The 26,337-nt window shown below is 61.0% G+C and carries 27 protein-coding genes and 5 pseudogenes; 12 read left to right on the top strand and 20 right to left on the bottom strand.

What is annotated here, in order from left to right:
- Positions 1–22: 22 nt before the first annotated feature.
- Together FTO60_RS14450 and FTO60_RS14445 are read right to left on the bottom strand one after the other, a co-directional pair.
- Complete coding sequence (locus FTO60_RS14450; protein WP_148056618.1) at positions 23–1,660, bottom strand: electron transfer flavoprotein-ubiquinone oxidoreductase; 1,638 nt, start codon at positions 1,658–1,660, stop codon at positions 23–25.
- Positions 1,661–1,767: 107 nt separating this feature from the next.
- Positions 1,768–2,739: a phosphatase PAP2 family protein gene (locus tag FTO60_RS14445; RefSeq protein ID WP_148056617.1), complete on the bottom strand. Its 972-nt coding sequence runs from the start codon at positions 2,737–2,739 to the stop codon at positions 1,768–1,770.
- Positions 2,740–2,872: 133 nt separating this feature from the next.
- Here FTO60_RS14445 and greA point away from each other — a divergent pair, with 133 nt between their 5' ends.
- Complete coding sequence (gene greA, locus FTO60_RS14440) at positions 2,873–3,343, top strand: transcription elongation factor GreA (protein WP_148056616.1); 471 nt, start codon at positions 2,873–2,875, stop codon at positions 3,341–3,343.
- Between the two features lie 22 nt (positions 3,344–3,365).
- Positions 3,366–4,391: a hypothetical protein gene (locus tag FTO60_RS14435; protein ID WP_148056615.1), complete on the top strand. Its 1,026-nt coding sequence runs from the start codon at positions 3,366–3,368 to the stop codon at positions 4,389–4,391.
- On the opposite strand, the gene FTO60_RS14430 is transcribed toward FTO60_RS14435, so the two are convergent.
- From FTO60_RS14430 to mobA, 3 genes and pseudogenes are all read right to left on the bottom strand, one after another.
- Complete coding sequence (locus FTO60_RS14430; RefSeq protein WP_148056614.1) at positions 4,388–4,969, bottom strand: N-acetyltransferase; 582 nt, start codon at positions 4,967–4,969, stop codon at positions 4,388–4,390. The two genes, FTO60_RS14435 and FTO60_RS14430, sit on opposite strands and share 4 nt — an antisense overlap.
- Entirely contained in the window at positions 4,966–5,823 is an 858-nt protein-coding gene (locus FTO60_RS14425) for a molybdopterin guanine dinucleotide synthesis (protein WP_148056613.1), read from the bottom strand. Before FTO60_RS14425 ends, FTO60_RS14430 begins: the two co-directional genes overlap by 4 nt.
- Positions 5,820–6,406, bottom strand: a pseudogene (gene mobA, locus FTO60_RS14420) (molybdenum cofactor guanylyltransferase MobA). Before mobA ends, FTO60_RS14425 begins: the two are co-directional and overlap by 4 nt.
- 75 nt (positions 6,407–6,481) lie before the next feature.
- Here mobA and FTO60_RS14415 point away from each other — a divergent pair.
- Entirely contained in the window at positions 6,482–7,192 is a 711-nt protein-coding gene (locus FTO60_RS14415) for an AzlC family ABC transporter permease (protein WP_148056612.1), read from the top strand.
- On the top strand, positions 7,189–7,524 hold the full coding sequence (locus FTO60_RS14410) for an AzlD domain-containing protein (RefSeq protein ID WP_148056611.1): 336 nt from the start codon (positions 7,189–7,191) through the stop codon (positions 7,522–7,524). The genes FTO60_RS14415 and FTO60_RS14410 overlap by 4 nt, the downstream gene beginning before the upstream one ends.
- Here FTO60_RS14410 and FTO60_RS14405 read toward each other — a convergent pair.
- Genes FTO60_RS14405 through FTO60_RS14390 form a run of 4 tightly spaced genes read right to left on the bottom strand, consistent with a single transcriptional unit; the run spans position 7,508 to position 9,292 of the window.
- Positions 7,508–8,122, bottom strand: coding sequence for a hypothetical protein (locus FTO60_RS14405; RefSeq protein ID WP_148056610.1), 615 nt, complete (start codon positions 8,120–8,122; stop codon positions 7,508–7,510). The genes FTO60_RS14410 and FTO60_RS14405 overlap by 17 nt on opposite strands.
- A gap of 27 nt (positions 8,123–8,149) precedes the next feature.
- The gene (locus tag FTO60_RS14400; RefSeq protein ID WP_148056609.1) at positions 8,150–8,284 is read right to left on the bottom strand and encodes an aa3-type cytochrome c oxidase subunit IV; all 135 of its coding nucleotides are present in this window, start codon (positions 8,282–8,284) and stop codon (positions 8,150–8,152) included.
- A 54-nt stretch (positions 8,285–8,338) separates the two neighbouring features.
- Entirely contained in the window at positions 8,339–8,815 is a 477-nt protein-coding gene (locus FTO60_RS14395) for a DUF6173 family protein (protein ID WP_148056608.1), read from the bottom strand.
- A gap of 15 nt (positions 8,816–8,830) precedes the next feature.
- Positions 8,831–9,292 (bottom strand): Lrp/AsnC family transcriptional regulator, encoded by a 462-nt coding sequence (locus FTO60_RS14390; protein WP_148056607.1) that lies wholly within the window; start codon positions 9,290–9,292, stop codon positions 8,831–8,833.
- 99 nt (positions 9,293–9,391) lie between these two features.
- Between FTO60_RS14390 and FTO60_RS14385 the strand changes: the two genes are divergently transcribed.
- Positions 9,392–9,637 carry a DUF6356 family protein gene (locus tag FTO60_RS14385; RefSeq protein ID WP_148056606.1) on the top strand — a complete coding sequence of 82 codons (246 nt, stop codon included), beginning with the start codon at positions 9,392–9,394 and terminating at the stop codon, positions 9,635–9,637.
- Here the strand turns inward: FTO60_RS14385 and FTO60_RS17915 are convergent.
- From FTO60_RS17915 to FTO60_RS14370, 5 genes and pseudogenes are all read right to left on the bottom strand, one after another.
- Positions 9,634–9,843: an HD-GYP domain-containing protein gene (locus FTO60_RS17915; RefSeq protein ID WP_368074254.1), complete on the bottom strand. Its 210-nt coding sequence runs from the start codon at positions 9,841–9,843 to the stop codon at positions 9,634–9,636. The genes FTO60_RS14385 and FTO60_RS17915 overlap by 4 nt on opposite strands.
- On the bottom strand, positions 9,804–10,073 hold the full coding sequence (locus FTO60_RS17910; RefSeq protein ID WP_254696820.1) for a hypothetical protein: 270 nt from the start codon (positions 10,071–10,073) through the stop codon (positions 9,804–9,806). Before FTO60_RS17910 ends, FTO60_RS17915 begins: the two co-directional genes overlap by 40 nt.
- Positions 9,968–10,276 carry a hypothetical protein gene (locus FTO60_RS18050; protein WP_368074253.1) on the bottom strand — a complete coding sequence of 103 codons (309 nt, stop codon included), beginning with the start codon at positions 10,274–10,276 and terminating at the stop codon, positions 9,968–9,970. Before FTO60_RS18050 ends, FTO60_RS17910 begins: the two co-directional genes overlap by 106 nt.
- A 34-nt stretch (positions 10,277–10,310) precedes the next feature.
- Positions 10,311–11,323, bottom strand: a pseudogene (locus FTO60_RS14375) (MBL fold metallo-hydrolase).
- The gene (locus FTO60_RS14370; RefSeq protein WP_148056605.1) at positions 11,320–13,014 is read right to left on the bottom strand and encodes an acyl-CoA dehydrogenase; all 1,695 of its coding nucleotides are present in this window, start codon (positions 13,012–13,014) and stop codon (positions 11,320–11,322) included. Before FTO60_RS14370 ends, FTO60_RS14375 begins: the two are co-directional and overlap by 4 nt.
- 113 nt (positions 13,015–13,127) lie before the next feature.
- Between FTO60_RS14370 and FTO60_RS14365 the strand changes: the two are divergent.
- Positions 13,128–14,077 (top strand): annotated as a pseudogene (locus tag FTO60_RS14365) (L-threonylcarbamoyladenylate synthase).
- On the opposite strand, the pseudogene FTO60_RS14360 reads toward FTO60_RS14365, so the two are convergent.
- Positions 14,074–14,642 (bottom strand): annotated as a pseudogene (locus tag FTO60_RS14360) (YqgE/AlgH family protein). The pseudogenes FTO60_RS14365 and FTO60_RS14360 sit on opposite strands and share 4 nt — an antisense overlap.
- A gap of 104 nt (positions 14,643–14,746) precedes the next feature.
- Between FTO60_RS14360 and FTO60_RS14355 the strand changes: the two are divergent.
- Entirely contained in the window at positions 14,747–15,541 is a 795-nt protein-coding gene (locus FTO60_RS14355; protein ID WP_148056604.1) for a protein-disulfide reductase DsbD domain-containing protein, read from the top strand.
- On the opposite strand, the gene FTO60_RS14350 is transcribed toward FTO60_RS14355, so the two are convergent.
- The 5 genes from FTO60_RS14350 to FTO60_RS14330 all read right to left on the bottom strand — a co-directional run bounded on the left by FTO60_RS14350 (position 15,538) and on the right by FTO60_RS14330 (position 22,394).
- Positions 15,538–18,912, bottom strand: a complete 3,375-nt coding sequence (locus tag FTO60_RS14350; RefSeq protein WP_172623902.1) for an efflux RND transporter permease subunit — start codon at positions 18,910–18,912, stop codon at positions 15,538–15,540. The genes FTO60_RS14355 and FTO60_RS14350 overlap by 4 nt on opposite strands.
- A complete protein-coding gene (locus tag FTO60_RS14345) occupies positions 18,912–20,369 on the bottom strand; it encodes an efflux RND transporter periplasmic adaptor subunit (protein ID WP_148056603.1) in 1,458 nt (485 codons plus the stop codon). The genes FTO60_RS14350 and FTO60_RS14345 overlap by 1 nt, the downstream gene beginning before the upstream one ends.
- 93 nt (positions 20,370–20,462) lie before the next feature.
- Positions 20,463–21,005: a molybdenum cofactor biosynthesis protein B gene (moaB, locus tag FTO60_RS14340; RefSeq protein WP_148056602.1), complete on the bottom strand. Its 543-nt coding sequence runs from the start codon at positions 21,003–21,005 to the stop codon at positions 20,463–20,465.
- Entirely contained in the window at positions 21,002–21,616 is a 615-nt protein-coding gene (locus FTO60_RS14335) for a LysE family translocator (RefSeq protein WP_148056601.1), read from the bottom strand. Before FTO60_RS14335 ends, moaB begins: the two co-directional genes overlap by 4 nt.
- Positions 21,609–22,394, bottom strand: a complete 786-nt coding sequence (locus tag FTO60_RS14330) for a uracil-DNA glycosylase (protein ID WP_148056600.1) — start codon at positions 22,392–22,394, stop codon at positions 21,609–21,611. Before FTO60_RS14330 ends, FTO60_RS14335 begins: the two co-directional genes overlap by 8 nt.
- Before the next feature lie 109 nt (positions 22,395–22,503).
- Between FTO60_RS14330 and FTO60_RS14325 the strand changes: the two are divergent.
- The 5 genes and pseudogenes from FTO60_RS14325 to plsY all read left to right on the top strand — a co-directional run bounded on the left by FTO60_RS14325 (position 22,504) and on the right by plsY (position 26,336).
- A pseudogene (locus tag FTO60_RS14325) lies at positions 22,504–23,465 on the top strand (aspartate carbamoyltransferase catalytic subunit).
- On the top strand, positions 23,462–24,016 hold the full coding sequence (locus tag FTO60_RS14320; protein ID WP_148056599.1) for a hypothetical protein: 555 nt from the start codon (positions 23,462–23,464) through the stop codon (positions 24,014–24,016). Before FTO60_RS14325 ends, FTO60_RS14320 begins: the two are co-directional and overlap by 4 nt.
- 2 nt (positions 24,017–24,018) lie before the next feature.
- On the top strand, positions 24,019–24,453 hold the full coding sequence (locus tag FTO60_RS14315; RefSeq protein ID WP_148056598.1) for a hypothetical protein: 435 nt from the start codon (positions 24,019–24,021) through the stop codon (positions 24,451–24,453).
- Between the two features lie 2 nt (positions 24,454–24,455).
- Positions 24,456–25,727, top strand: a complete 1,272-nt coding sequence (gene pyrC, locus FTO60_RS14310; RefSeq protein ID WP_148056597.1) for a dihydroorotase — start codon at positions 24,456–24,458, stop codon at positions 25,725–25,727.
- Positions 25,728–26,336 (top strand): glycerol-3-phosphate 1-O-acyltransferase PlsY, encoded by a 609-nt coding sequence (gene plsY / locus FTO60_RS14305; protein ID WP_148056596.1) that lies wholly within the window; start codon positions 25,728–25,730, stop codon positions 26,334–26,336.
- Position 26,337: the final 1 nt, after the last annotated feature.

Below are 26,337 nucleotides of genomic sequence, written 5' to 3'. Positions count from 1 at the left end.
CCGCCCATCCTATGACTTTCAGCTACATATTCGGGTAGTTCGGCCCGTCACCACCCTGCGGGACCGTCCAGTTGATGTTCTGGCTGGGGTCTTTGATATCGCAGGTCTTGCAGTGGACGCAGTTCTGAAAATTGATGACGAATTTGTCGTCGACCACTTCGTAAACGCCAGCGGGGCAGTAGCGCTGGGCGGGTTCCGCGTATTTCGGCATGTTCACGGCCATCGGCACTGACGGGTCTTTCAGGTGCAGGTGCGCTGGCTGGCTTTCTTCGTGGTTCGTCATTGAAAACGACACGTTGGTCAGCCGGTCAAACGACAATTTGCCATCGGGTTTTGGGTAATCAATGGGTGTGTGTTTGCTGGCGTCTTCGGTTGCATCTGCATCGGTCTTGCCATGCTTGAGCGTGCCCAGCAGCGACAGGCCGAACAGGTTGTTTGTCCACATGTCAAACCCGCCCAGACCAAGCGAGGCCAGCAGGCCGTATTTTGACCAGAGCGGTTTGACGTTGCGCACCTGTTTGAGGTCTTTGCCAATCGCACCTTCGTGGATTTCGGTGTCGTAGGCATCGAGCGTGTCACCACCGCGCCCGTCCTGAATGGCGGCAAAAGCGGCCTCGGCTGCGGCCTTGCCTGACAGCATGGCGTTATGGTTGCCCTTGATGCGCGGCACGTTGACCATGCCGGCCGAACAGCCCAGAAGCGCGCCGCCCGGAAAGACGGTTTTGGGCAGGGATTGATAGCCCCCTTCGGTGATCGCGCGCGCGCCGTAAGCTACGCGCTTGCCGCCCTTCAGCAGCTCGGCCACCATCGGGTGATGCTTGAAGTGCTGGAACTCCATGTAGGGGAACAGGTAAGGGTTTTTGTAGTTCAGGTGGACAACAAAGCCCAGGTAGACCTGATTGTTTTCAAGGTGATAGATAAACGATCCGCCACCGGCTTTGCCACCCAGCGGCCAGCCCATCGTGTGCGTGACGGTGCCTTCGCGGTGCTTGTCCGGGTCAATCTCCCAGATTTCTTTCATGCCAAGGCCGTATTTCTGCGGCTGGCTGTCTTTGGCAAGGTCGTATTTCGCGATCACCTCCTTGGACAGGCTTCCGCGCACGCCCTCGGACAGGAACACATACTTGCCGTTCAATACCATGCCGGGTTCATAGGATTCGCCCGGGGTGCCATCATGGTTCTTGCCAAATTCGCCCGCAACCACGCCTTTGACTTCGCCATCGTCGCCATAGATCAATTCGGAACAGGCCATGCCGGGGAAAATTTCAACGCCCATGTCTTCGGCCTGTTCGGCCATCCAGCGACAGACATTGCCCATCGAAACGATGTAATTGCCGTGGTTGTTCATCAGCGGCGGCATGACGAAATTGGGGATACGGATATGGCCCGCTTCGCCCATCATATAGAAATTGTCGGCTTTAACGGGGGTGTTGAGCGGCGCACCCTTGGCTTTCCAATCGGGAATCAGCGCATCAAGCCCGCAAGGATCAAGCACCGCGCCTGACAGGATGTGCGCGCCCACTTCGGAGCCTTTTTCAAGGACAACGACATTGATGTCGGCGTCCAGCTGTTTCAGGCGGATCGCGGCGGACAGACCGGCCGGGCCAGCGCCCACGATCACCACATCATAATCCATCGCTTCGCGTGTCATCTCGGCCATTTGGGCATCCTCCCGATCACAGGGTAATTATCTTTCGTCTGTGGTTATAGGAGAGTGTAAAAAGGGGCAATCGCGACACGACGTTAAAATGTCGTGGCGCGACGTTGTTACGCCATTGCGGGCTGGAACCCGTGTGCCTGGGTTGCGCGGCGGCGCATATAGGCCCAGGCCGCGCCAATCACGATGATCGAGGCATAACCGTCAATCGCATAATGGTAGCCGGAATAGATCGACATGAACAGGATCGCCGCCACAAAGACTGCACCCACCGGGATCAGCAGGCGGCTGCGTTCGCCCATATAAAGCGCGGTCACAAAGGCCATCGCGACGTGGACCGAAGGGAAGGCTGAAATCCCCGAGCCAATCGCCTGTCCACGCTCAACATAAACGTTCCAAAGGCTTTCTTGCAGGTTGCCGATCCACGTGGCTTTCAAGCCGCTGTCGACCAGTGCCGGGGCCAGATCGGCAAAGCGGTCGCCGCCGATCAGGCGGTCGTAATAGACGGGTCCGGCGGACATGCCGGCCAGCGCGATGATATTGCCCAAAACAACCCACCCCACGACATAAAGCACCAAAAAGCGGTTCACGCGGGCGGTATTGCCGTCAATCGCGGCGATGATCACCGGCAGGGCCATCGCGGGCAGGCCCCAGACCGACACATAGACCCAGACCAGTTGATTGGCCGCAAAGCTTTCGGCCAGCGCATGGGTCAAAACCCACGGATCCTGCCCAAAATGCAGGGCCTGATCAATCTGCGCGAAATACGGATCGGCATAGAATGGTACGATATAGGGCAGCGATGTCTTGATCAGGGTAAAGGCGGCCTGAATGAACATGCTGGCGATCATTGCAGTGGCAACCACGCGCGCGCGGCCCAGCATGACCTTTGGGCCAACAACGAGTGTCGTCAAGCCAGCCAATAGCGCCAAACCCAGTGCAAATTGCCCCATCACGATGAAAAACACCTGTGATGATGACATCAGATGGCCCATAATCGACACCCCGTCGTCGCGGAAAACCATGACGATGGCGATAGCACTTACGAAGTAAATCAGCGCAAAGCGCAAGAAATTCTGCATCGGTTCAGCCTGTTTTCGTATTGCGCTTTGCGGTTTGCCGCTATTTGTGCGCCTATTGACAATCGATCTGTGGTTCACGTTATGGACCTAGTGTAAGAATGTTTCTCAATTAGGGCAGATTTCAGGCACCGATATGGAAAAGATACCGATGACCCGCGCAGGGTTCGACAAGCTGGACAGCGAACTTAAGCATCTCAAGTCAGTTGAGCGGCCAGCGATTATCCGTGCGATTTCCGAAGCGCGTGAACATGGCGACCTGTCCGAAAACGCCGAATACCATTCTGCAAAGGAAAAGCAGTCCTTCATCGAAGGGCGGGTGAAAGAACTCGAGGGCGTGATTTCGCTCGCCGATGTGATTGATCCGACCAAGATGTCTGGTTCGATCAAGTTCGGCGCGACGATTCATTTGGTTGATGAGGACACCGATGAGGAAAAGACCTATCAGATCGTGGGCGAATACGAGGCCGATATCGAAAACGGCAAGCTGAACATCAAGTCGCCCTTGGCCCGCGCCATGATCGGCAAGGAGGAGGGCGATAGTGTCGAAGTGCGCACCCCCGGCGGTGATCGCAGCTATGAGATTTTGAAGATCAGCTATATCTAATCGGGTTTGGGGGCTCTTGATTATGGCCAATAGCCAACAAAAAGCAGATGCAGCACTGGGCGCGACGGCGACCCCTGAACGGGCACGTTTTACCGCGGGCGAAATGATTGCGCTTGGGCTAAGCGTGCTGTGGCTGCTGATTGCAGGTATCTATTTCATGTCGATCCCCGCGACTGATCCGGCTGTTGTTGGGGGTGGTCTGGATAGCCTGCGTTTCGTGATAAACCTGATGGCGGTTTTCCTACCCGTGGCGATGATCTGGGTTGCGGCAGCGGCTGCCCGTTCCGCCCGTATCGTGCGCGAGGAATCGCGCCGGCTGCAGGCTGCGATCGACGGGATGCGCCAGACCTATGTGGCGGATCGTCAGGCGCGCGGTGCGGGCATGGAACCTTCGGTTGAGCGCAAGTTGAACGAAATAGCCAAGGCCACGCAAAAGACCGAAACCGCGCTGGCCACTTTCACAACCTCGCGCGATGCGGCGCGCCCTCGCGTCGCGGCGGCCCCGGCCAAGCCCGATGATGGGCCCGATGATCAGGCCGCCCTGGCGCTTGGCACATCTGCCGATGAAATGGCCCCACCTATCGCGCGGCCAGACCTGATCCGTGCCCTGAATTTCCCCGATACCGAAAGCGACGAAGTGGGGTTCGCCGCCCTGCGCCGCGCGCTCAAGGACCGTCAGGCCCGGCAATTGGTGCAGGCCAGCCAGGATATTCTGACCCTGCTGTCGCAAGACGGAATTTACATGGACGACCTGCGCCCCGACCGTGCGCGCCCTGAAATCTGGCGCCGTTTTGCCAAGGGTGATCGCGGTCGCGCGGTGGCTGCCCTGGGGGGGGTGCGTGACCGGTCATGCCTTGCCCTGACTGCGGGGCGGATGCGCGAAGACGCGATTTTCCGCGATGCCGCGCACCATTTTCTGCGCAAATTTGACCAGACCCTGATCACATTCGAGGCCGATGCGACCGACGAAGATATCGCCGCCCTCTCCGAGACCCGCACATCGCGGGCGTTCATGTTGCTGGGCCGCGTGACGGGCGCGTTTGACTAGCACAGATCGCGCACCATCGTCGTCGCGCTGTCAAATCGAAACACATGGCGCAGCACCCCCAGGTCTTGCGTCTTGATCGCGACAAACCCCTGTCGTTCATAAAGCGCGCGCGCCCGCGGATTGGTGTCGATCACATCCAGGCGCACTTCGCTATGGCCGCGGGAGCGCGCCTTGTCGGCAATCGCGTCAAGCAGGGCCGTGCCCACACCTTGGCCGCGCGCAGCTGGTGCTACAAAAATACCGTCCATCAGGAAGCGATCATTTTCGGTGTCCCGTTCAAGGAGCGCCAATAAGGCAACCCGCCACATCGCCCCGACCCAGCCGTAGACCCGCGCCAGATCGCCCATCCCGCCGCCGACCAGCGCACCGGTATGGGTCTTGAACCCCGCAACGCCCAGTAAATCGCCGTTGGCGGTGTGGGCGCAGATCGCATGGGCGGGATCAAGAACAGCCTCGAAGAACTGCAAGGCGCGGTCGCGTGGTCCCATGACACGACCCAGCTTCTGGCCAAAGGCCTCCCAGTAAAGGGCGGCGATCTGGGCGCGGTCCCGTTCGGGAAAGCCGGACGAGATAATCATGCGCAACGTCCCAGCGCGGCGGCGAGGGTCGCGTGGTGCCCGTGGCCCAGGATCCAGCCCTCGACGGGGGCGTTGACATCCAGCATCAGCGCCAGTTCGGACGGGGACACATTGGCAAAGGCCGTTGCCATTGTCGTAACCTGCACCGCGTCCTTTATCGGGTGATCCGTTATACGCGCCGCGACCTGGGGCGCCAAAAGCGAGGGCCAGATTTCGACGAAGGCGATGGGGGTGCGCAAGGGCTCGAATGGCCAAACAGATACCGGAAGGGCGGCACGCAGGCGCGCCAAGACGGGCAAGCCCATCAGGGTCTGTGACCCGACGGCCCCCGCGCCGGCAAGCTGCCACAGTGTAAAGGCTGTGGGTTCCCGCAGTTCGATGACGCGTTTTTCGGCAAAAGGGTTGGCGGTGCGATCCCGGCCCTTGCGCGGCAAATGCGCAATGTCGCGCTTGAGCGGGTTGAACCAGAACGGGCCAACCCCTTGAAACCTTGCGTTGATCCCAGCGGCCACGTCAAAGCGATTGTTGGCCTTTGGCATGTCGGTGATCCGCCCCGCCAGCCAGTCCCACAGCAAGAGAGGATCATCGCTGTTGGTGAGCGCGCGGGCAAATCCTTGGGGATAGCCGAACGGGAAATCAAAGCCGACACAGGTGCGGCGCCCAGCGGCAATTTCGGCCAATAGGGTGTCGTGCAGCCAGCTTTCGGCCAGTTGGCGGTTGCGCATATAAACCGGTGCGTCCGCGGTTTGGCCGCGCCGCGCCGTCGCGATCCAGATGGCGTCTTTCTTTGGTTTGGGGCCGCGATCATTGCCGCCTGACCAGTCAACCATGATGAAACAGTCGAAATCGCTCATACCAGGGTGTTCGCCAGCGCAAGGTCTTGGGGCGTGTTGATGTTGAAAAATGCATCAGGGGTCGTGTCTGGAAAGCGCAGGGTTGCAGCCCCCTGATCCAGGGCCCAACCGCCAAGGCGGCGCTGCCCCGCCATGATGTCGGTGCGCAAACGGTCACGCAGCACCACGGGCCAGATCGCACAGGTCGGGTGACGCCCCGTGGCGGTTTCAGCAATGGCGATCGGGCATCGGCCGCCGCCAGCAAAAGCTGCGGCACAAGATCGGGGGGCAGGAAGGGCGTGTCGGCAGGGACACTGACCACCTGGTCGGCGCCTTGCGCTGCGGCCCAATCAAGCGCAGCAAGGATGCCCGCCAAGGGGCCAACACATCCGTCGATACTGTCGGGAAGGATGGGCAGGCCGAAGGGGGCAAAGGGCGCGCCATCGCCGTTCACGTTCAACGCAAGCTGCGCGACCTGCGGCACGAAACGATCCACCACATGCGCCAGCATGGGCCGCCCGCCAAGCAGCAACAACGGCTTGGTCCGCCCGCCCATCCGGCGCGCCTGTCCACCTGCAAGGATCACGCCAAGGGGTTGCTGCATTTTCGTCCCGTCTGGCCGATTGCCAATCACCGCACGCGGGCCTATCCCGATGCGCAAACAGATTAGGCGCTTGTTATGTTCAAGACCACCGAGAAATCAACCTATTGGGAAGGACTGCGCAACGGGCTGCCTTTCGTTTTCGTTGTCGGGCCTTTTGCAATGCTGTTTGGCGTTGTCGCCAGCGAGGCAGGGATGGGGTTGGCCCAGGTCATGGGGTTCACGGTGATGGTCATTGCGGGCGCGGCACAGTTTGCCGCCCTCCAGATGATCGTTGAGGATGCGGCGCTGGGTATGGTGTTGCTGGCTGCTTTGGCCGTCAACCTGCGCATGGCGATGTATTCGGCCGCCCTTGTTCCCTATCTGGGCAGTGCGCCGCTGTGGCAGCGGGCGTTGATCTCCTATGTAAATTTTGATCAAACCTACGCCGCCAGCGTTGCCAAATACGAGGTCCGCCCACTTTGGTCGGTGACCCAGCGGGTGCAGTTCTTCTGTGGGCTGGCCACGCCGATCGTGCCTGTCTGGATTGCCATGACACTTGTCGGGGCCTTGATCGGCCAGGCGATCCCGCCGGAATGGGCGCTCGATTTCGCGGTGCCGATTACGTTTCTGGGGCTGGTTGGTCCGGCTCTCAAGACGCCTGCGCACATTGCCGCGGCATTGGTATCATCTCTCGTGGCGCTTGCGCTGGCGGGCTTACCATCCGGCACCGGCCTGTTGATCGCGGCGCTGGCGGCGATGATCACCGGTGCGGTCATTGAAACGCGCACGGGGCGGGCCGTGCCATGACCTATTCAAACGCTGAAATATGGATGGTGATCGTGGTCTTGGCGGTTGGCACGTTCTTGATCAGATTCTCGTTTCTTGGGTTTATCGGTGACCGCCCCTTGCCCGACTGGATATTGCGGATGCTGCGCTACACCCCTGTCGCGGTGTTGCCCGCGATGGTCGCACCGCTGGTCTTTTTACCGAACGCTACCACCGGAGAGGTGGAGCCAGTGCGCCTTGTCGCCGCCCTTGTGACGCTTGGGATCGGCTATTGGCGCAAATCGTTCTTCGCGGCCATTGGCAGCGGTGCGGCAGCATTATACTTGGGTCTATGGCTTACTGGCCAGCTCTGATAGCAGCGTCGATTTCGGCGGCGGCGAAGGATTTGTCATCGGCATCGTCTTCGCGATATTCGGTTGTGACAACACCGGGAAGTTCAGCAAACTGATCGTGCAGGTTGTTGGGGAAGAACGACACGGTAAAATCTTCGAAACCGGGCAGTTCGCGCAGGATTTTTGCTGTTGCACGCGTGCAGTTTGCCTTGGGCACGGCACCATATGCCATCACGGCACGCAAGGCCATTTCAGCAACTTCGGGCGACACTTCGATGGTTTGCTGGACCGTGTAATAGGTCACGCGCGAATGATAGGACAAGTAGAACTGTTCGATCCGCGGCGTCACGCCAAAGATCACATCGTTGCGTTCGGGAATGGAGGGATGGGCAAAGGTTCCGGCCGGGTCCCAAAGCACACGCTGGCTAGCATTGATCATCACAGCGGTGTGTGCGCCATTGCCTGTCCCGGTGTTTTTCATTGTGATCAGGGTCAGGGTTGCTGGCCCGGGTTTGCGATAGACGTTGCGCTCCATAAGCTCATCGGGCGCCCAAACGGACTCACCGACGCAGGCGGCCAGCAAAAGAGGGAAAAACAATACAATAAGATAACGCCGCATTAGGTTTCCCCCAACAAAAGTAAAGAATTAGCCATTTACCAAGTAAATGAAAATCAACAGAAAAACGATCGCAATCATCGTGCGCGTCACCATTTTGACGAAACCGTCAAAGGTTTTCTCCTGAACCGAGATATCCATTTCGCCGTGCTTGTGTTCAGCCATCGTGCCGTTCCTTTGTAAATGCCTGCGTTCAAATAGACGATTCAGACGGGGCTGTCACGCTTCACCTGCATCTTGCGCCGATTTGTCGAGGTCATGCGCCAGACGAAAGCCGATCCTGTTTGGCTCGGCCCGATCCACATGTTTGGGGAGGGCGCGCAGCATCACGTTCAACTGGCTGACGTGCTGGATCAGTTGCGTTTTTACGCCGGTGGGGTCGCTGCCGTAAAAGGTGACAATGTCGGGGTCGAAAAACCCCATGCCTTCAATACGGATCACGCCCGCATCGCCACCGGTGAATCCCATCGCGATTTCATGCTGCGCATCCAGCTGTTCTTCGAAATTCTTGATGTAGATAATCAACCGCTCATAGGCCCATTGCGCCGCACTTTTGGCCGCCGTCGGTTTCTTGATTGAGGCGGGCATGTCTTCAACGCTGGGTGCGCATTTGTCCGGGTCGGTGTGAACCTCGTGCACCCGGGGCAGGGCGTCGTTTTCGGCGGCTTCGGCAGCGGTGGCGATGACGTCGTCCATTGTGGTCCTTTCGTGTCAAAGCGGCAGGGCGGTCGTTTCCTTTATTTCCTCCATAACGAAACTTGCGGACACATCCGATAAAGAAATCCGTGATGTAAGGCGTTTATAGAAGGCATCATAGGCCGGCACATCGGCGACACGCACCCGCAAGACGTAGTCCAGATCGCCGGTCATCCGGTAAGCGCTGACCACTTCCGGCATAGCCCGCACCGTGCGGTGAAAGGTATCAAGCCAGTTTGCGTCGTGGCTGTGGGTGCGGATCATCACCAGCACGTGCAGGGGGCAACCGATCTTGACCGCATCAAGTAAGGCCACGCGTGCCGCAATAATGCCTGCCTGCTCCATCACCTTGATGCGCCGCCAGCAGGCATTGCGCGACAGGCCAGCCCTATCGCTGATCTCGTCCACGCTTAGGGTGGCGTCCCGTTGCAGCAAGCCGAGTATTTTTGTGTCTATGCTGTCGATTTTCTGGGTCATGTTGGGATAATGTCCCAATATGTAGTGAAATAGCAATCATATTTGGGACCGCAGTGGGTGTCGCTTGGGCTAGGGTCATCGAAACCAACAGGAGCACCCATGTCAGATAGCAGCCAAACCCCCGACCGCAGCACCGTATTTGCGAGCCTGTTTATGGATCATCCCGCATCCGTCGATGAAACCTATCTGCAGCATATGCGTTTTGCCTTCACGTTTGCGTTCTGGCTTGCGACAGCGGCCGGTGCAGCCTTGGTTCATGCGTTCATACCGGCTTTGTGCGAAACAACTGCCAGCCGTATCCTGAAACGCCTGCACGCACGGATCGAAAACCGCCACGCCCATTAGGCCGTGCGCGCATTCGGCCGCGCAAGCCCTTGTTGCAGGGCAACCACGCAAACCTCGTCAAAGGCGCTGCCGATATCCCCCTCTATGGTCTCAAACACCTTGGCCAGCGGCATCGCCGTGCGATAGGGGCGTTCGGCTGACAGTGCATCAAACACGTCTGCCGTGGTCAGAATGCGCGTTTCAAGGCAGATTTGATCGCCCCGCAACCCATAGGGGTAACCTTTGCCATCCAGCCGTTCGTGATGCGCGCGCCGTAACCCGCAGTGAACGGGCTTTTGGCGTCAATCTCGGCGGCAAAGGCGCGGGCGATGTCATCGAGATAATCCTCGGTTACGGGGGCGCTTTGGCTGGCCGGCGGCAAAGTGAACACGATATCGGCAATATCGGGCCGCGATAGGCTGACCCAAAAAGCTGGGTTCGCGCCCAGTTCGGCCATTGCGACGTCAGGTCCGCCAGTTCGCCGCCGGTGATACCGATATACTGGCCCAGGCGCGTGCCGATATAAGCGCAGCGAATACAATGCCCCTCGGGCTGTCCTTCGGTGATGTCGAGCGCGCGGCTGAGCATCCCAAGCAGGTCTGCACGGCGCAGATCAGGGGGCGCGGGGCGATCACGCTGATAGTATCGGGCGAATGTCATTGCGCCAGACTAGGGGCGCAAGTCTAACGCCCGATTATCGTGCCTGAAACCAGTATGCCCCGTCATCACCAAGGGTTCGCATGGCGCGCCCGGCCTGATGCAGGTGGTTCAGGTGCGCCAGCGACTCCACAAGGGCCAGCCCATATTCGGCCGCGCAGACGCTGCGCTTGAACAGCGGTGCGAAACAATCGCCCGCCCGCTGCGGTGTGACGATATGGGTGATCAGCCGGTCCAACGCACCGTGGTGATTGTCAATCAGCTGCCGCATCCGCGTGGGCAGGCCGGTAAAGGGTAATTTGTGTCCGCCCAGCACCAGTTGCTCGGGCGTGGCGAATTGCACCAGTCTTTCGCAGGCCTCGAGCCATTCGGCCAAGGGGTCGGCCTCGGGTTCGGTCGGGTAAACGCCGATATTGGGGCTGATCGAAGGCAGAAGTTGATCGCCGCCAATCACCAGATCATCGCTCCAGAATGTCGCGTGTTCGGGCGCATGGCCGTTACCCATGTGAATGTCCCAATCTCGCCCGCCCATCGTGAGCGTGCCGCCTTCTTGCAGACGGGTGAAACCCAAAGGCAAGGGGCCACGCAATCGGCAAAGTTGAACGGACGCTCGGCCAGCCGCTGGGCGAGAATGTCCTGGTCCATTCCTGCGCGGCGATAAAAGTCCAGGGTACGTGCGGGGTAGGCGGGTTGTTCGTCCAGCGTCAGCATGCGCGCCATCAGGTAGGGCGTGCGCGGCATGACCAGTTCGGCGCCCTGATCCGCGAACCAACCGGCAAGCCCCACGTGATCGGGGTGATGATGGGTAATCACAACGCGGGTCACAGGTTTGCCCGCCAGCGGCCCGTCAAGCAGCACTTGCCAGATCGCGCGGGTACGTTTCGAGGCAAAACCGGTGTCAATCACCGTCCAGCCGTCCCCATCATCAAGCGCATAGACATTCACATGATCCAGCGCCATCGGCAGAGGCAAGCGCATCCAAAGGATGCCTTTCGCTACTTCGGTTGCCTGCCCTTCGGCGGGTGGGTCATTCCACGGGTATTTGATCACGCGACAAGATCGTCCGGTGTGATCGCCAGCAGCGTGTCCGCCCCTTGGCGCACGTGGGCCAGCAGGCCGGTGTGTTCCGGCAACAGACGTTCAATATAAAACGTGGCAAGGCGGGCGCGGCGCGCGTCACCGGTCATGGCGGCGGCCAGGTGGTAATGCCCGCCCAACACCCGCGCAAAGGCGCGCAAATACGGCACGGCCCCCGCGAAACGGTCGTTCAGATCGTCCTGCGCTGTCAGCCATTCAGTCGTTTCGCGCAGGGTTTCCGCCGCTTGCCAGACGGCGTCTGCCAAAGCGGGGTGGGCTGCCTTGGCGGCTTCCGATCCGGCCTCTATTTCATCCAGAAGGGCCGAGGCCGCATCGCCCCCGTCCATCATCTTGCGCGCGACAAGGTCCATCGCCTGAATGCCGTTGGTGCCCTCGTAGATTGCGGTAACACGGACATCTCGGGCATATTGCGCGGCCCCAGTTTCCTCGATGAAGCCCATGCCGCCATGCACCTGCACACCGGTTTCTGCGACGGCAATGCCGGTGTCGGTGCCGAATGCCTTGGCGATGGGCGTCAGAAATGCTGCGCGCGCCTGCCATGCGGGATCGTCGGACAAATCAATCGCCACGGCACAGGCCATCGCGATGGCACGGGCTGCAAAGGTGTCAGCCTTCATTGTCGCCAGCATCCGGCGCACATCAGCGTGTTCGATAATTGCACCGGTGCCGCCTGCGCGGCCCTGTTTGCGGTCCTGCGCATAGGCCAGCGCGTGCTGATATGCCCCCTCGGCTACACCGATCCCCTGCACGCCGACCCCAAGGCGGGCGTTGTTCATCATCGTAAACATTGCGGCCATGCCGCCGTGTTCCGGCCCGACCAGCCAGCCCGTTGCACCATCATATTCCATCACGGCGGTAGGCGATCCGTGCAGGCCCAGCTTGTGTTCCAGGCTGACCACACGCAGGCTGTTGCGCTCGCCCGGATTGCCATCGGCATCGGGGATGAATTTCGGCACCATGAACAGGCTGATCCCCTTGGTGCCGGGCACGCCGTCGGGCAGGCGGGCCAGCACCAGATGGCAGACGTTTTCGGTAAAGTCGTTGTCGCCCCAGCTGATGTAAATCTTCTGGCCGCTGATCGCATAGCTGCCGTTCCCATTCGGCGTAGCCTTGGAGCGCAGTGCGCCCACATCGCTGCCAGCCTGCGGTTCGGTCAGGTTCATTGTGCCGCACCATTCGCCGCTGATCAGCCTGGGCAGGTAAAGCGCCTTGATTTCGTCGCTGGCGTGATGTTCCAGCGCTTCGATCTGGCCCTGGCACATCAGCGGGTTCAGTTGCAGCGACAGACAGGCGCCCGACATCATGTCGTTCACGGCCGTTGTCAGGCTCATCGGCAGGCCCATGCCGCCGTTTTCCGGATCAGCGGACATGCCGATCCAGCCACCAGTCGCAATCGCGCGGTAGCCATCGGCGAACCCGGGCGAGGTGCGCACAACGCCGTTTTCCAGCACGGCGGGGTGCAAGTCGCCGTTGCGTTGCAGGGGGGCAAGAACCTCGTCGCTCATCTTGGCGGCTTCGGTCAGGATGGCATCGACCATGTCGGGCGTTGCTTCGGCGTAACGTTCGGTCGCGGCGACAGCATCAAAGCCAACCACGTGATCCATCAAAAAACGCAGATCGGTGATGGGGGATTGATAAGCCATGATATACTCCGACACATTCGCGCAGCTTGGAAATCCCGACGGGCGCCGCTATGAGGTTTGCAATAGGGCAAAGTTACGCCAGCCCGCCCGTCCCGCAACCTGAACGCAGCGTCATGACTTTGAAAGAAACCGATATCCTTGCGTCAGACCCCGCAGGACTCGCTGCGGCGGCCAAAGTGTTGCGTGCCGGTGGTTTGGTCGCCTTCCCCACGGAAACGGTCTATGGTCTGGGGCAGATGCGCGAAATGATCGCGCCGTCGCCGGGATATTCGCGGCCAAGGACCGCCCTGCCTTTAACCCCTTGATCGTGCATGTGGCAGATCTGGAAATGGCCGAAACCCTATGCGAATTTTCCCATGATGCGCGCGCGCTGGCGCAGGCGTTTTGGCCCGGGGCGTTGACGTTGGTGTTGCCGATCCGCGCAGATGCGGGGATCGCGCCGCTGGTCACGGCGGGGTTGAAAACTTTGGCGGTGCGGGTGCCTGATCATCCGGTCGCCCAAGCTCTTTTGCACGCATTTGATGGACCGGTGGCCGCCCCGTCCGCCAATCCATCAGGGCGCATCAGCCCGACATCGGCGCGCCACGTTCTGGCAGGGCTGAACGGGCGCATTGATGCGGTCGTCGATGGTGGGACGTGTGGAGTTGGCGTGGAATCCACGATCGTGGGCTGGGATGGCGCGCCGGTCCTGTTGCGCGCAGGCGGCCTCCCGCGTGAAGCGATCGCGGCCTGTCTTGGGCGCGAATTGGCCGACGGACCAGAGGGGGGCGCGCTGACAGCCCCCGGGCAGATGGAGTCGCATTACGCGCCACGCGGGCTTTTGCGCCTGAACGCGACCGATATCCACAACGACGAGGTCTTGTTGGGGTTCGGCCCCGTCGATGCGCCGCTGAACCTGTCACACAGCGGTGATCTCGTCGAAGCGGCAGCAAATCTGTTTGCGATGCTGCATGACCTTGATGCGATGGGCGCGGCGCGGATTGCGGTGTCGCCGATTCCGACCCACGGGCTGGGCGCGGCGATCAATGATCGGCTGGCGCGCGCGGCCGCCCCGCGCGACTAGGCGTTTCCAGCCTCGGCCGATAGCAGCAACGGATCAATTCCCAGCACCTTGAGCGCCGCGCTCCATTTGTGTTCATTCGCGCGCCCGAACAGGATATCGGCAGGGGCGGTGGCGGTCAGCCAGCCATTTTGGGCGATTTCGGCTTCAAGCTGCCCCGGTCCCCAGCCGGAATACCCAAGCGCCAGCAGTGACCGTTCCGGGCCGTTGCCCGCGGCGATGTCTTCCAGGATATCCTGCGTCGCCGTCATGCTGATCGCATCGTCCACCTCCAGCGTGCCGGCCCCCGATTGATAATCCCCGAATGCAGCACGAATCCGCGCTCGTTTTCCACGGGGCCACCAAAATGCACGCGAATGTCGCGCAGGCCTTCGCCGGTGGGGATCTCCAATTGCGCCAACAGGTCGGCGAACCGGACATCGGGGGCGGGTTTGTTCACGATCAACCCCATCGCGCCATCATCGGAATGGGCGCAGACATAGATCACGCTGCGGGCGAAACGTGGATCGCCCATGCCGGGCATGGCAATCAACAACTGACCGGTAAGGGTATCGGTAACGGGTTCCATACGATCAAGATGTGGTGCAGGGCGGCCACGCGCAAGGGGCGTGTGACAGCATTCTCGCCCAAACGTGACTTTCCATCGTGTGGGTTTTGCATGACTAAGGCGCCATGAAACACCTTGCCCTGATCCTTGCCGCCTTTGTCTCATCTGCGGCGCCCGCCCTTGCCCAACAGATAGATGGCGTTGCGGCGTTCGAAATCCTGCCCGGGTGGCGCACGGATCGCGGCACGCATATGGCGGCGGTGCGGATCAGCCTTGCGCCCGGCTGGAAAACCTATTGGCGTGCGCCCGGAGATGCGGGTATTCCGCCGCAATTTCAGTGGGATGGGTCGCAGAACGTCGCGACTGCGCAGTTTCACTGGCCGACCCCGGGCGTGATGAATCAGAATGGCCTGCGTAGCATCGGGTATGACAAAGATGTGGTCATTCCAGTTGAACTGACGGTGCCGGATGCTGGCGCGCCAGCCCGGTTGCGGGGTGGCGTGCTGATCGGTGTGTGTCAGGATATATGCGTGCCGATGTCATTTGATTTTGATGCGACCCTGCCCGTCAGCGGTGCGCGCGACACGGCCATTCTCGCAGCTCTCGCGGATCGCCCGAAAACGCAGGCCGAGGCAGGCATTGGCACGGTAAACTGTGCGATTGCACCGCTTGAGGATGGTTTGCAGATCACCACGTGGATCCCCTATTCGGGTGCGGATGCGGTCGTCATCGAAGCGGGCGACGACGAAGTCTGGGTCTCGGAACCAAGCCTGACGCGCGAGGGTGGCATGATCGTCTCGCAGGCCGATATGATCCACATGGATGGCGGCGCATTCGCGCTTGACCGATCCGAAGTGCGCATCACCCTGCTGTCGCAGGGAAGTGCCGTTGATATTCGCGGTTGCGTTGCCCGCGGCTAGGCCGTTTTGCGCAAGGCAAGGGTCAGCGCGACAGAGGCGAAATAAACCAGCGTCACCCATATCGCGACACTGACCGCGAACAACCCGAATGCAATGCCCGTCCCGCCGTTCAACATGGGCAGCGCGCTGGCAACGGCAGGCAGCGGCGCGCCGGTGATGATCATGGGGGCCATCAGCACGGCGAACAAAGCGGCAGCCCCAAGGGCCGCGATTCCGGCAGGTAAACGGGCGCCCGCGTCACCACTGCGCAGCGCACGGCGGGCGGCGCGAACCTGTTTGTGAATATCCTGCTGCATCGCCATCAATGCAGGCACGACCAGCAGCACGATCACCATCCCGAACCCAAGACCATAAACCAGTGTAATCACGGTCGGCTTCAGGAACTCGGCCTGACTGGACCCTTCATAAAGCAGCGGCGCAAGGCCCAGAACCGTGGTCAGGGTCGTCAGCAAGACGGGGCGCAGACGGTCGCAAGCCCCGTCAATGATCGCCGGGATGAGCCCGCGCGTTTTCGCGTAGTCGTCAATCGTCGTCACCAGCACGATGGAATCGTTGATGATGATCCCTGTCATCCCGATCAATCCGACAATCGAGAACATGCTCATCGGGATGCCCCACAGGTTATGCCCGTAAATCGTGCCGATCAGTCCAAAGGGGATGATCGCCATGACCACCAGTGGGCGCGTCCAGCTTGAGAATATCCAAGCGAGCGTCAGGAAAATGCCTGTCAGCACAAAAATCAGACCGGTGCGCGCGTCATTCAGGAATGCGTCTTCCTGCTCGCTGAGGCCCGACAGATTGGTGCTGACCCCGAAATTCTGCTCGATCTGGGGCAGGATCGTTTCGTTGATCTGTTTGGTCACTTCGGCGGCGCGGTCGGCATCGTCATCGGTGAGATCACCATTGACCGAAATCAGCATGATGCCGTTTTCGCGTCGCACGGTTGAAAATCCGGTGCGCCGGTCCACCGATACGATATCGGCTAGCGGCACGTAATCACCCGTCGCAGTGCGCATCTGGGTGCGCTCAAGGAAATCGGCGGTTAGTTCGCCAGCGGGTAGTTCCACGCGGATAGTCGCACTGCGCGGGCCGTCGGGGTAGGTCGCGGCCTCGATCCCGTTCAGGCGGTCGCGCAGCACACGCCCCAACCCGTCAATCGTAAACCCAAGCGCTTGCCCTTGCGGCGTCAGATCAAGGATCAGTTCCTCTTTGTCATAGGCCAATGTGTCTTCGACGGCAGACACTTCGGGAAACTGTGCAAGCGCGGTCTTCAGCGCCTCGGAGGCGGATTTCAGGGTTTCGGCTGTCGCGCCGTAAAGCTGGATGTCAATATCATCGCCACCCGGTCCGCTGCCCCAACTGCGAAAGCTGACCGTTTCGGCCATCGGATGTTGCACCACCGCGTCTTGCAGGGCCGCGACAAAGGCAAAGCTGGAGTAGGGGCGCAGATCGGCGTCGATCAGTTCGATGGAAATCGCCCCCAGTTGATCGGCGTCTTTAGTGTCGGCCCCTGATAGACCGCGCCCGGAGTTGCCGCCGACTTCGGCAATCACATAATCGATCGGGTTGATACCATATTCGGCCTCGTACTCGGCGCCCAGATCGTTTGTGGCGCGCTGAAGTTCGCGCATCATCGCCAATGTGTCGTCGCGCGTGGCCCCCGGCAGCATCGCGAAATTGCCTGTTACCGAGCCCCGCTCGGGCGCGTTGAAGAACCGCCACTGCACGTCACCCTTGATGAACAAGGAGACCTGACTGGCGAGGATCACGAACACTCCGGCCATCACGGGATAGCGCGCCCGGATCACCCCTGCCATCATCGGGCGGAACAGGTTTTCACGCACCCAGTCAAAACGCCGGTTCACAAAACGCGAAGGCGCGTCATACCACTTGCCACGTGCGCTGGGTGCGAGAGCGTGTGACATGTGATTGGGCAGGATCAGGAAACACTCCACCAGTGACGCCAGCAACACGACGATCACCGTAAAGGGAATGTCGGAAATCAGATCGCCAAACCGCCCGCCAATCGCCACCAGACCGAAAAAGGCGATCACGGTGGTGATCGTGGCGGAAAAGACCGGGCTGAACATGCGGCGCGCTGCGTTCTCGGCGGCCTCGACCGGATCTTCGCCCAGCCGCCTGACGCGATAATCGGCGTGTTCACCCACGACGATGGCGTCGTCCACCACGATCCCAAGGGTGATAATCAGTGCGAAAAGGCTGATCATATTGATCGTCAGCCCCGCCATATACATCAGCGCAATCGCGGCGAACATCGCCACGGGAATACCCGCCGCGACCCAGAACGCGGTGCGCGCGTTCAGGAAAAGAAACAGCAGGCCAACCACCAGCGCGAGGCCCAGTGCGCCGTTCTCCAGCAGGATATTCAAACGATCGGTGATGTAGTCCGCGCGCGTGCGGATCAGTTCAACGGTAACCCCGGCGGGCAGGGTCGCCTGCATAGCCGCGGCAACCTCTTCCACACGCTTTTGCAGTTCAATCGCATCGCCCTTGTCAGAGCGGTCAACGCGGATGGTGATGGCCGGATCGTTGCCAACGAAATAGGCGCGCTCGCGGTCGACGCCTTGCACGTTGATGCGCGCTACATCACCGACAGCCAGGGTCGATCCATCCGCGTTCGTGCGCAGCACGATCCCCGCGATTTCGTCTGCCGCGCGTTTTTCCACGCCCGTGCGCACGCGCGAAGCGCCACTGACGTCACCGGCCGGGTCGGCGTTGACCTCCTGGCCGATTGCAGCCGCAATCTCGGACATGGTGACGTCATGTTGGATCAGCGAAAGCGAGGGCACTTCGATCACCGTGCTGGGGGCGGCGACACCCCGAATTGTGGCGCGGGTGACCCCTGCCGCAAACAGCCGCGTCACCAGTTCATCAGCAAAGCGCCCAAGTTGCTCGGTGCCCACGGGGCCGGTGATAACCACATCGGTAACCCGATCGCTCCAGGCGCCGCGGCGCACGACAGGGTCTTCGGAATCGTCGGGCAGGTTGCCTGTGGCATCGACAGCAATCTGCACGTCCTCGGCGGCCTGCGCCATGTCATAGCCCGGCTCAAACTCAAGCGAAATTGACGCACGTCCTTCGCTGGAACGTGCCGAACTTGCGGTGACTCCATCGACCGACAGCAAAGCGGGTTCCAACACCTGCACAATGGCCGCATCGACGTCTTCGGCTCCTGCGCCCGACCATGCGACTGACACGCTGACGGAGTCGATGATCACATCGGGAAAGAACTGCGCGCGCATTTTTGGCATCGCCGCAATGCCGGCGGCCAGCAGCACGACAAGCAGCAGGTTCGCCGCTGTGCGGTGGCGGGTGAAATACGACAGCAATCCGTCAGCGCGGCCCATCATCAGCTTCCCATCCGGCTTTCAAGGCGGGTGACGACATCCGAGGGAACCTGGTCTTGTTCAAGTTGTGACAGTATCCTTGTCTTTGCCTCGTCGGGCATACGGCTTTCGGTGACAAAGGCCACAAGGCGCGCGCGGCGATCTGCATCAAGCGCAATGGTTTCAGGCTCGGCCGGTGTGGCAGCCACGCCGCCGGGAACGATCGGGTTGACGCGAATACCGGCCCCCAACAGTGGCGAACGTTCGGCGACCACCGACTGTCCGGTCAGTTGCGGCGCGCTGACGATCACATCATTTCCCTGACGGCGCAGCAGGGTCACAGGCACCTCGCGCAGGCGGTTTTCGTCGTCCAGGACCAAAAGCGCCCCATTCGCGGAAATGGCTGTGGCGGGCAGACGGGCGACATTTTCAAGGGCAGGTTCGTCAATCGCGACGGTCACGAAATCGCCGGGGCGAAAGCCCACCGCAGTGTCCAGCGTTGCGAAGATAATCCGCCCTGTCAGCCCGTCACCCACGGCGGCGCCTTCGCGGGTGATCGTGCCGGTCGCGGATAAATCAACACCCGACACATCCAGCGTGACACGCAGGGGCGCACGCAGCAGCGTGCCATCCGCGTTCAGCAGGCGGGCATATTGCGAGGTCGAGACCCGAAACGTGACCTCAAGCTGGGTCGGGTCGATCAGTTGCGCAATCCGTTCGTTTGCGGTGACGCGACCGCCGTCTGTAACGGTGACATCGGCCAAGGTTGCATCAAAGGCGGCGCGGATTTCAGTGTCCGCCAGCGCACGCTCGGCCTCGGCAAGATTGATGCGCACGCGCGACAGGCGGGTGGCGGCAAGATCAATGCGGGCCTCGGCACTGGCGATGGACTGGCGGCGCGACAATACGGCCTGCCGCGCCGTCGACACGGCCAGTTCGGCGGTTTCGACGGCGGCGGTTGACCCAACACCGCGTTGCAGCAAATCACGCTGGCGGGTCAGGGCTGTTTCGCGCAGAAGTATTTGGTCTTCGGCGGCGGTAAGCTCATCCTGCGCCAGCGTCAGGGCCCGGGTTGCATCGCGGCTTTCGGCCTCGGCGTCGCTCAGGTCCGCGGCAAGGCGGTCAAGAGCGGACTGGGCATCCACTGGATCAAGGCGCAGCAGCAAATCGCCAGCCTGCACGGCACCGCCTTCGACAAACGCATCCGCCGTTTCAAGAACCGTGCCGCCGACCGAGGGGCGCAGATCAAGGGTCTTGCGGCTGCGCAATTCGCCGAAGACGGTCAGTTCGGGCGTGATCGTTTCCGGCGTGATCGTCACGACGTTGACCGACAGCACCCGTTCGCGCTGTGGGAAACTGCGTGGCTCGGCGTTGATGCGGGTTTGCACGGCGCTGTAAACCATCTGACCTGCCCAGGCGAAGAGGGCCAGTGTCATCGACAACAGAAAGATGCCGATCATGCTGCGGCGCAAGAATCTCATGTGGTGCCGTCTCCATAGACTTTGAAGTCGCTATATATATACGCGGTTTCGCCCGTTTTAGATGCAATCCCGATGATGTTACGGCACAGCATTCTATTTCCGTCGCTTGTGTTCGTCCAATCTTGGAAAAATCTCGACAAAGTTGCAGGGGCGATGGCGGTAATCCAGTTGCAGCGACAGGATATCATCCCACGCGTCCTTGCAAGCCCCCGTGCTGCCGGGCAGGGCGAACAGATAAGTGCCATTTGCCACCCCGCCGGTCGCGCGGCTTTGCACGGCGCTGGTGCCGATCTTTTGCAATGATACGATGGTAAAGACAGTGCTGAACGCGTCGATCTCTTTTTCATAGACATCGCGGTGCGCTTCGACAGTCACGTCGCGCCCGGTCAGACCGGTGCCGCCGGTCGAGATAATCACGTCAATGTCGGGGTTGTCACACCACACGCGCAGTTGCTCGGCGATTTCGGCGCGTTCGTCCCGCAGGATCATGCGCGCGGCAAGGATATGGCCCGCACCGGTCAAGCGATCCACCAGCGTTTGGCCTGACTTATCTTCGGCCAGACTGCGGGTATCGCTGACCGTGAGAATGGCGATGCGGACGGGCACAAAATCAAGGGTTTCGTCAATGCGGCTCATGTGCGCTCCAATATGGCCAAACGGGCGGCAAGTGCGATGAAGATTGCGGATGTGATCCAACCCAACGCGTGTCCACCACGGGCAAAGCGGCGCCCAAGGCCGCTTGCAAATACCCCAGCCGCGCCGTTGACGAGGAAGCCGCCGATGGCCAGCACCGCGCCGAAAATCAGGAACTGGCCCAGGATCGGCCCCGCGTCAGGCACGACAAATTGCGGCACAAAGGCCAGCACGAACAGGATCACCTTGGGGTTGGTCAGATTGACGGCAAAGCCGGTTGCAAAGGCACGGGCAATCGTCATTGGCGGCGCGGTATCACGGCCCGCACCCGTCTGACGTAGCGCGCGGTAGGCGAGATAAAGCAGGTAAGCCACCCCGACCCAGCGGATCACATCAAATGACCACGGGACGGCGGCAATCACGGCCCCCAAGCCCACCCCCGCCAGTGTCACATGGACCATTCCGCCCGTTGAAATACCCGCACTTGCGGCAATCGCGGCGCGTGGGCCCGAGCGCAAGCCCTGACCAAGGCAAAACATCATATCAGCCCCCGGCGTAAGGTTCAGCGCGAAGGCTGCAGGCACAAAGGCCAGAAGAGTGAGCGGATCAACCACGCAGCTTTGCCTTTAGCGCCAGCAAATCCGCCCAGGCCTCGCGCTTGGCGGCGGGGGTGCGCAGCAGGTGGGCGGGGTGGAACATTGGCAGGGCGGGGCGGCCCAGCACCTCGGCCCAGCGGCCGCGCAAACGGGTGATGCCGGATTCACCCAGCAGGGCATGACAGGCGACGCTGCCCATCAGCACCAAGACGTCGGGGTTTGCCAGCGTGATATGGCGGTGCAGGAAGGGCAGCAGCATCTCGCGGTCGCCGTCATCGGGCGGGCGGTCCTGGGCGGGGCGCCACGGCACGACGGCAGTGGCATAAACGGGCGTCGGTGCATCCGCGAACCCCATGTCAATCGCCGCCAGCATTTTATCCAGAAGCGCCCTATTGCGGCCCGCAAAGGGCAATCCGGCGCGGTCTTCGTCCTTTTCGGGCGGGTCGGTGATGATCATCACGCGCGCGCTTGGGTCGCCATCGGCAAACACCAGATTGCGCGCGCCTTGCTTGAGCGCACAGTGATCAAAACCTGCCAATGCCGCTTGCAACGCGGGAATATCGGCGGCTTCATGGGCCATGCGCATCGCTTCGGCGACGGTATCGACCTTGGGTGCGGCGGGGATGTCGGGAACGCCTGATGCAGCATGTTCTGCGGCCTTCGCGGCTGGTTTGGCCACCTGATCGGGCAGTTCATAGCGATTAACAGGCGTATCAAGCATTGCTTCGGTCGCACCCATTTCGACCTGCCATTCCAGCAGGGCGCGGTTGGTCCAATATGATTGTGTCGAATCCATATGCCAAGTTTAAGTGGGCTGCGCGGGAATGTGCAGCAGATTCTGCGCTGATGCCTTGCCGCGGCGCTGCAGCCTTCCTATAACCCATCAAATTCGGGCAGGAGGCCACATGACATTCCGCGCGACGCATCTGCTGGGGATCGAACATCTGGCCCCTGATGAAATCACCACATTGCTGAATCTGGCGGATCAATACGTTGATCTGAACCGGCGCGAACACAAACACTCCGATGTGCTGGCGGGCCTGACCCAAATCAACATGTTCTTTGAAAATTCGACCCGCACGCAGGCCAGTTTTGAACTGGCGGGCAAACGGCTGGGCGCTGATGTGATGAACATGGCGATGCAGGCCTCCAGTATCAAAAAAGGCGAGACCCTGATTGACACCGCGCTGACCCTGAACGCGATGCACCCTGATTTGTTGGTCGTGCGCCACCCGCATTCGGGGCCGTGGACCTGCTGGCGCAAAAGGTGAACTGCGCGGTGCTGAACGCAGGTGACGGGCGTCACGAGCACCCGACGCAGGCCTTGCTTGATGCCCTGACGATCCGGCGCGCCAAGGGACGGTTGCACCGTCTCAGCATTGCGATCTGCGGCGATATCGCCCATTCGCGCGTCGCCCGGTCCAACATTCTGCTTCTGGGCAAGATGGAAAATCGCATCCGCCTTATCGGTCCGCCGACGCTGATGCCTTCGGGGATAGGTGAATTTGGGGTCGAGGTTTACGAGGACATGCACGAAGGCCTGGCGGATGTGGACGTGGTGATGATGCTGCGCTTGCAAAAGGAACGGATGGATGGAGGTTTCATTCCCTCCGAGCGCGAGTATTACCACCGCTACGGCCTCGACGCTGAAAAGCTGGGGTTCGCCAAGGATGACGCCATCGTCATGCACCCCGGCCCGATGAACCGCGGCGTGGAAATAGACGGCACAATCGCCGACGACATCAACCGCAGCGTCATTCAAGAACAGGTCGAAATGGGTGTTGCTGTGCGTATGGCCGCGATGGACCTTCTAGCGCGCAACCTTCGCGCAGCGCGGCAGGCTGAAACCGGCGGGGTGATGGTGTGACCGACACCATGCACATCGCGGCTGCCGAACACGGGGTCGTGCGGATTTTCGCGGTTGATTTGCCCGCTGATGCGGTGGCCGCGTTTACCCGGGCAACCGATGACGCAAAGGATGGGCATTGGCCGCTTCGGGAAGCCTTGGGCGCAACTATTCTTAACGAGGAATTCATCGAGGTTTTCGATGTGGGTGACCTCGAAGGGGTCGGGCTGGCGGGCTATGTTGAAGAAGGATTGGGCATGCCGAGCGCCGCGGTGCAACCGGACCGCGCCTTACTGGACGGTGTCACGGGCACTGTCCTGATCGTCTTGTCGGCGGCGTTTGGCGGTGCGGAACAGACCCTCACGCCGCGCGCGCCATTGCGTTGGATCGCGACCTATCAGGATGATGTTGAAATACCGGCCATGATCCCGCTGCGCGCCGAAAGCGCGACGGGCGTGATGGCTGGGGGGCGCGCGAAACCGTCTGATGCGGCCATGTCGGGGCGCATCGCGACGATTGTGCTGGTCGTGCTGGCCCTGTTGGTCGTGGCCATGATCTGGATTGGAGGTTAGCGATGTATGAACTGATACCGACCGCCCCGCTTGAAGAGGGCGAAACCGTCATCACCAGTTTCTATCCTGATCGCGGGGCCTATTGGAAAGACCACATCGTGCTGGCCGCCGTAGCGATGGCGATCGGCATGGCCGCGCTGTTTTTCATGGGCAATCCGTATATCTGGACGGGCGCTGTGGGTGGTCTGGCCGCTGTGGCTGTGCGCGCCTTCTATGTGGCGTCGGATGAATTGCAGGTGCGGTGGGATCTGACCAATCGCCGCCTTTTGGGGCCAGGGCAGCGGATCGCGCGGCTGGATCAGATCAGCAGCCTCAAGACCTTTGGCAGCGCGGTGCAGGTTGTGACCAGCACGGGCGACAAGCACCTGCTCAAGTTTCAGGCGGACAGGCCAGCGGTGATGGCAGACATTCGCGATGCGATGGGGCGAAGGAGCTAGATATGGCTGATCAGTATTTCACCAACGCGCGGCTGATCGACCCCGAGGCGGGCACGGATTCCATCGGCTGGCTGCGGGTTGTCGATGGGGTGATCGCCGAAATCGACAATGGCGACGCGCCCAAGACTGGGCTTGATTGTAACGGCAAGTGCCTTGCCCCCGGTATCGTTGATATCGGCGTCAAGGTCAGTGAACCGGGCGAGCGCCACAAGGAGAGTTTCCGCAGTGCGGGCCGCGCGGCGGCGGCGGGCGGTGTCACGACGATGGTCACGCGCCCGGACACGGACCCCGCGATTGATACACCCGAGGTGCTGGAATTTGTCGCTAAACGTGCGCTTGCCGACAGCCCCGTGAAGGTGCTGCCTATGTCGGCCCTTACCAAGGGGCGGGCGGGGCGCGAGATGGTCGAGATCGGTTTTTTGAAGGACGCCGGTGCAGTTGCCTTTACCGATTGTGACCGTGTCGTTGCCGATACCAAGGTCTATATGCGCGCGCTGACCTATGCGCGCAGTCTGGGCGCGCTGGTGATCGCCCATGTGCAGGAGCCGATCCTGTCCAATGGGGCTGCCGTGACAAGTGGCAAGTTTGCCTCGCTGCGTGGCCTTCCCGGTGTCAACCCGATGGCCGAACGTATGGGATTGGATCGCGATATTGCCCTGCTTGAAATGACCCGTGCGCGTTATCACGCGGACCAGATCACGACGGCCCGCGCCCTGCCAGCGCTGGAACGGGCCAAAGCGAACGGTCTGGATATCACGGCGGGTGTCGGCATCCACCACCTGACGCTCAATGAACTGGACGTGGCCGATTATCGGACGTTTTTCAAGCTGAAGCCGCCCCTGCGCAGCGAAGATGACCGGCTTGCCGTGGTGCAGGCTGTTGCCAGTGGGTTGATCGACATCATCAGCTCGATGCACACACCCCAGGACGAAGAAAGCAAGCGCCTGCCGTTCGAGGAGGCAGCGAGCGGGGCGGTAGCCCTTGAAACGTTTCTGCCTGCGGCGCTGCGTCTTTATCATGCGGGGCAGTTGGACCTGCCGGTGCTGTTCCGCGCGATGTCGTTGAACCCGTCGCGGCGACTTGGACTGGAGACCGGCCGTCTGGCTGTCGGGGCCCCCGCTGATCTGGTGCTGTTCGATCCGGACGCGCCGTTTTTGCTGGATCGTGCTAAGCTGCGCTCGAAATCCAAGAATACCCCTTTTGACGGCGCACGCCTGCAGGGGCGGGTCTTGGGCACATGGGTCGCGGGCAAAATCGTGACCGGGGAGGCCTAGATGCCGACAATTGAAAACACCGCGATCGTGCTGACCCTTTGGGCGACAATTGGCTATCTGCTGGGGGCGGTGCCGTTCGGTGTGATCCTTGCGCGTGCGATGGGGCTGGGGAACCTGCGCGAAATCGGGTCGGGCAACATCGGCGCGACGAATGTTTTGCGCACGGGCAATAAAAAGGCGGCGGCGCTGACTTTGCTGTTTGATGCGGGCAAGGGCGCGGTTGTGGTCCTGCTGGCGCGTGCAATGGCGGGTGAGGATGCAGCGCAGATTGCAGCACTCGCGGCGTTTCTTGGCCATTGTTTTCCCATTTGGCTGGGCTTTCGCGGCGGCAAAGGGGTTGCAACCTATATCGGCATCGTGCTGGCGCTGGCCTGGCCGGTTGGTCTGGCGGTCTGCGCCACATGGTTGGCCGTGGCGTTGTTGCTGCGCTATTCGTCGCTTGCGGCCCTGATGGCAGCGGGCATGGGCCCGCTCTGGGCAAGCCTGCTTGGCTACGGAGACTTCTTTTTCCTTGGGATCATCTTTGCGGTGCTGATCTATGCGCGCCACTGGGCGAACATCACAAGGTTGCGGGCAGGGACCGAAACCAAGATCGGTGCAAAAACCTGAC

It is taken from the genome of Octadecabacter sp. SW4 (assembly GCF_008065155.1).
In the GTDB taxonomy this organism is placed as follows: Bacteria; Pseudomonadota; Alphaproteobacteria; order Rhodobacterales; family Rhodobacteraceae; genus SW4.
This window is presented reverse-complemented; position numbering and strand designations above follow the sequence as displayed.

What these genes read in the sequence shown, in the direction of transcription:
- FTO60_RS14385 (WP_148056606.1), top strand. Translation starts at nt 9,392, where the DNA reads ATGTCAGATAGCAGCCAAACCCCCGACCGCAGCACCGTATTTGCGAGC.
- plsY (WP_148056596.1), top strand. Translation starts at nt 25,728, where the DNA reads ATGCCGACAATTGAAAACACCGCGATCGTGCTGACCCTTTGGGCGACA.
- FTO60_RS14445 (WP_148056617.1), bottom strand. Translation starts at nt 2,739, where the DNA reads ATGCAGAATTTCTTGCGCTTTGCGCTGATTTACTTCGTAAGTGCTATC.
- FTO60_RS14355 (WP_148056604.1), top strand. Translation starts at nt 14,747, where the DNA reads ATGAAACACCTTGCCCTGATCCTTGCCGCCTTTGTCTCATCTGCGGCG.
- FTO60_RS14430 (WP_148056614.1), bottom strand. Translation starts at nt 4,969, where the DNA reads ATGATTATCTCGTCCGGCTTTCCCGAACGGGACCGCGCCCAGATCGCC.
- FTO60_RS14425 (WP_148056613.1), bottom strand. Translation starts at nt 5,823, where the DNA reads ATGAGCGATTTCGACTGTTTCATCATGGTTGACTGGTCAGGCGGCAAT.
- FTO60_RS14400 (WP_148056609.1), bottom strand. Translation starts at nt 8,284, where the DNA reads ATGGCTGAACACAAGCACGGCGAAATGGATATCTCGGTTCAGGAGAAA.
- FTO60_RS14390 (WP_148056607.1), bottom strand. Translation starts at nt 9,292, where the DNA reads ATGACCCAGAAAATCGACAGCATAGACACAAAAATACTCGGCTTGCTG.
- FTO60_RS14405 (WP_148056610.1), bottom strand. Translation starts at nt 8,122, where the DNA reads ATGCGGCGTTATCTTATTGTATTGTTTTTCCCTCTTTTGCTGGCCGCC.
- FTO60_RS14370 (WP_148056605.1), bottom strand. Translation starts at nt 13,014, where the DNA reads ATGGCTTATCAATCCCCCATCACCGATCTGCGTTTTTTGATGGATCAC.
- FTO60_RS14345 (WP_148056603.1), bottom strand. Translation starts at nt 20,369, where the DNA reads ATGAGATTCTTGCGCCGCAGCATGATCGGCATCTTTCTGTTGTCGATG.
- FTO60_RS18050 (WP_368074253.1), bottom strand. Translation starts at nt 10,276, where the DNA reads ATGACATTCGCCCGATACTATCAGCGTGATCGCCCCGCGCCCCCTGAT.
- FTO60_RS14395 (WP_148056608.1), bottom strand. Translation starts at nt 8,815, where the DNA reads ATGGACGACGTCATCGCCACCGCTGCCGAAGCCGCCGAAAACGACGCC.
- FTO60_RS14410 (WP_148056611.1), top strand. Translation starts at nt 7,189, where the DNA reads ATGACCTATTCAAACGCTGAAATATGGATGGTGATCGTGGTCTTGGCG.
- FTO60_RS14350 (WP_172623902.1), bottom strand. Translation starts at nt 18,912, where the DNA reads ATGATGGGCCGCGCTGACGGATTGCTGTCGTATTTCACCCGCCACCGC.
- FTO60_RS14330 (WP_148056600.1), bottom strand. Translation starts at nt 22,394, where the DNA reads ATGGATTCGACACAATCATATTGGACCAACCGCGCCCTGCTGGAATGG.
- FTO60_RS14415 (WP_148056612.1), top strand. Translation starts at nt 6,482, where the DNA reads ATGTTCAAGACCACCGAGAAATCAACCTATTGGGAAGGACTGCGCAAC.
- greA (WP_148056616.1), top strand. Translation starts at nt 2,873, where the DNA reads ATGGAAAAGATACCGATGACCCGCGCAGGGTTCGACAAGCTGGACAGC.
- FTO60_RS14315 (WP_148056598.1), top strand. Translation starts at nt 24,019, where the DNA reads ATGTATGAACTGATACCGACCGCCCCGCTTGAAGAGGGCGAAACCGTC.
- FTO60_RS14435 (WP_148056615.1), top strand. Translation starts at nt 3,366, where the DNA reads ATGGCCAATAGCCAACAAAAAGCAGATGCAGCACTGGGCGCGACGGCG.
- moaB (WP_148056602.1), bottom strand. Translation starts at nt 21,005, where the DNA reads ATGAGCCGCATTGACGAAACCCTTGATTTTGTGCCCGTCCGCATCGCC.
- pyrC (WP_148056597.1), top strand. Translation starts at nt 24,456, where the DNA reads ATGGCTGATCAGTATTTCACCAACGCGCGGCTGATCGACCCCGAGGCG.
- FTO60_RS14450 (WP_148056618.1), bottom strand. Translation starts at nt 1,660, where the DNA reads ATGGCCGAGATGACACGCGAAGCGATGGATTATGATGTGGTGATCGTG.
- FTO60_RS17910 (WP_254696820.1), bottom strand. Translation starts at nt 10,073, where the DNA reads ATGGCCGAACTGGGCGCGAACCCAGCTTTTTGGGTCAGCCTATCGCGG.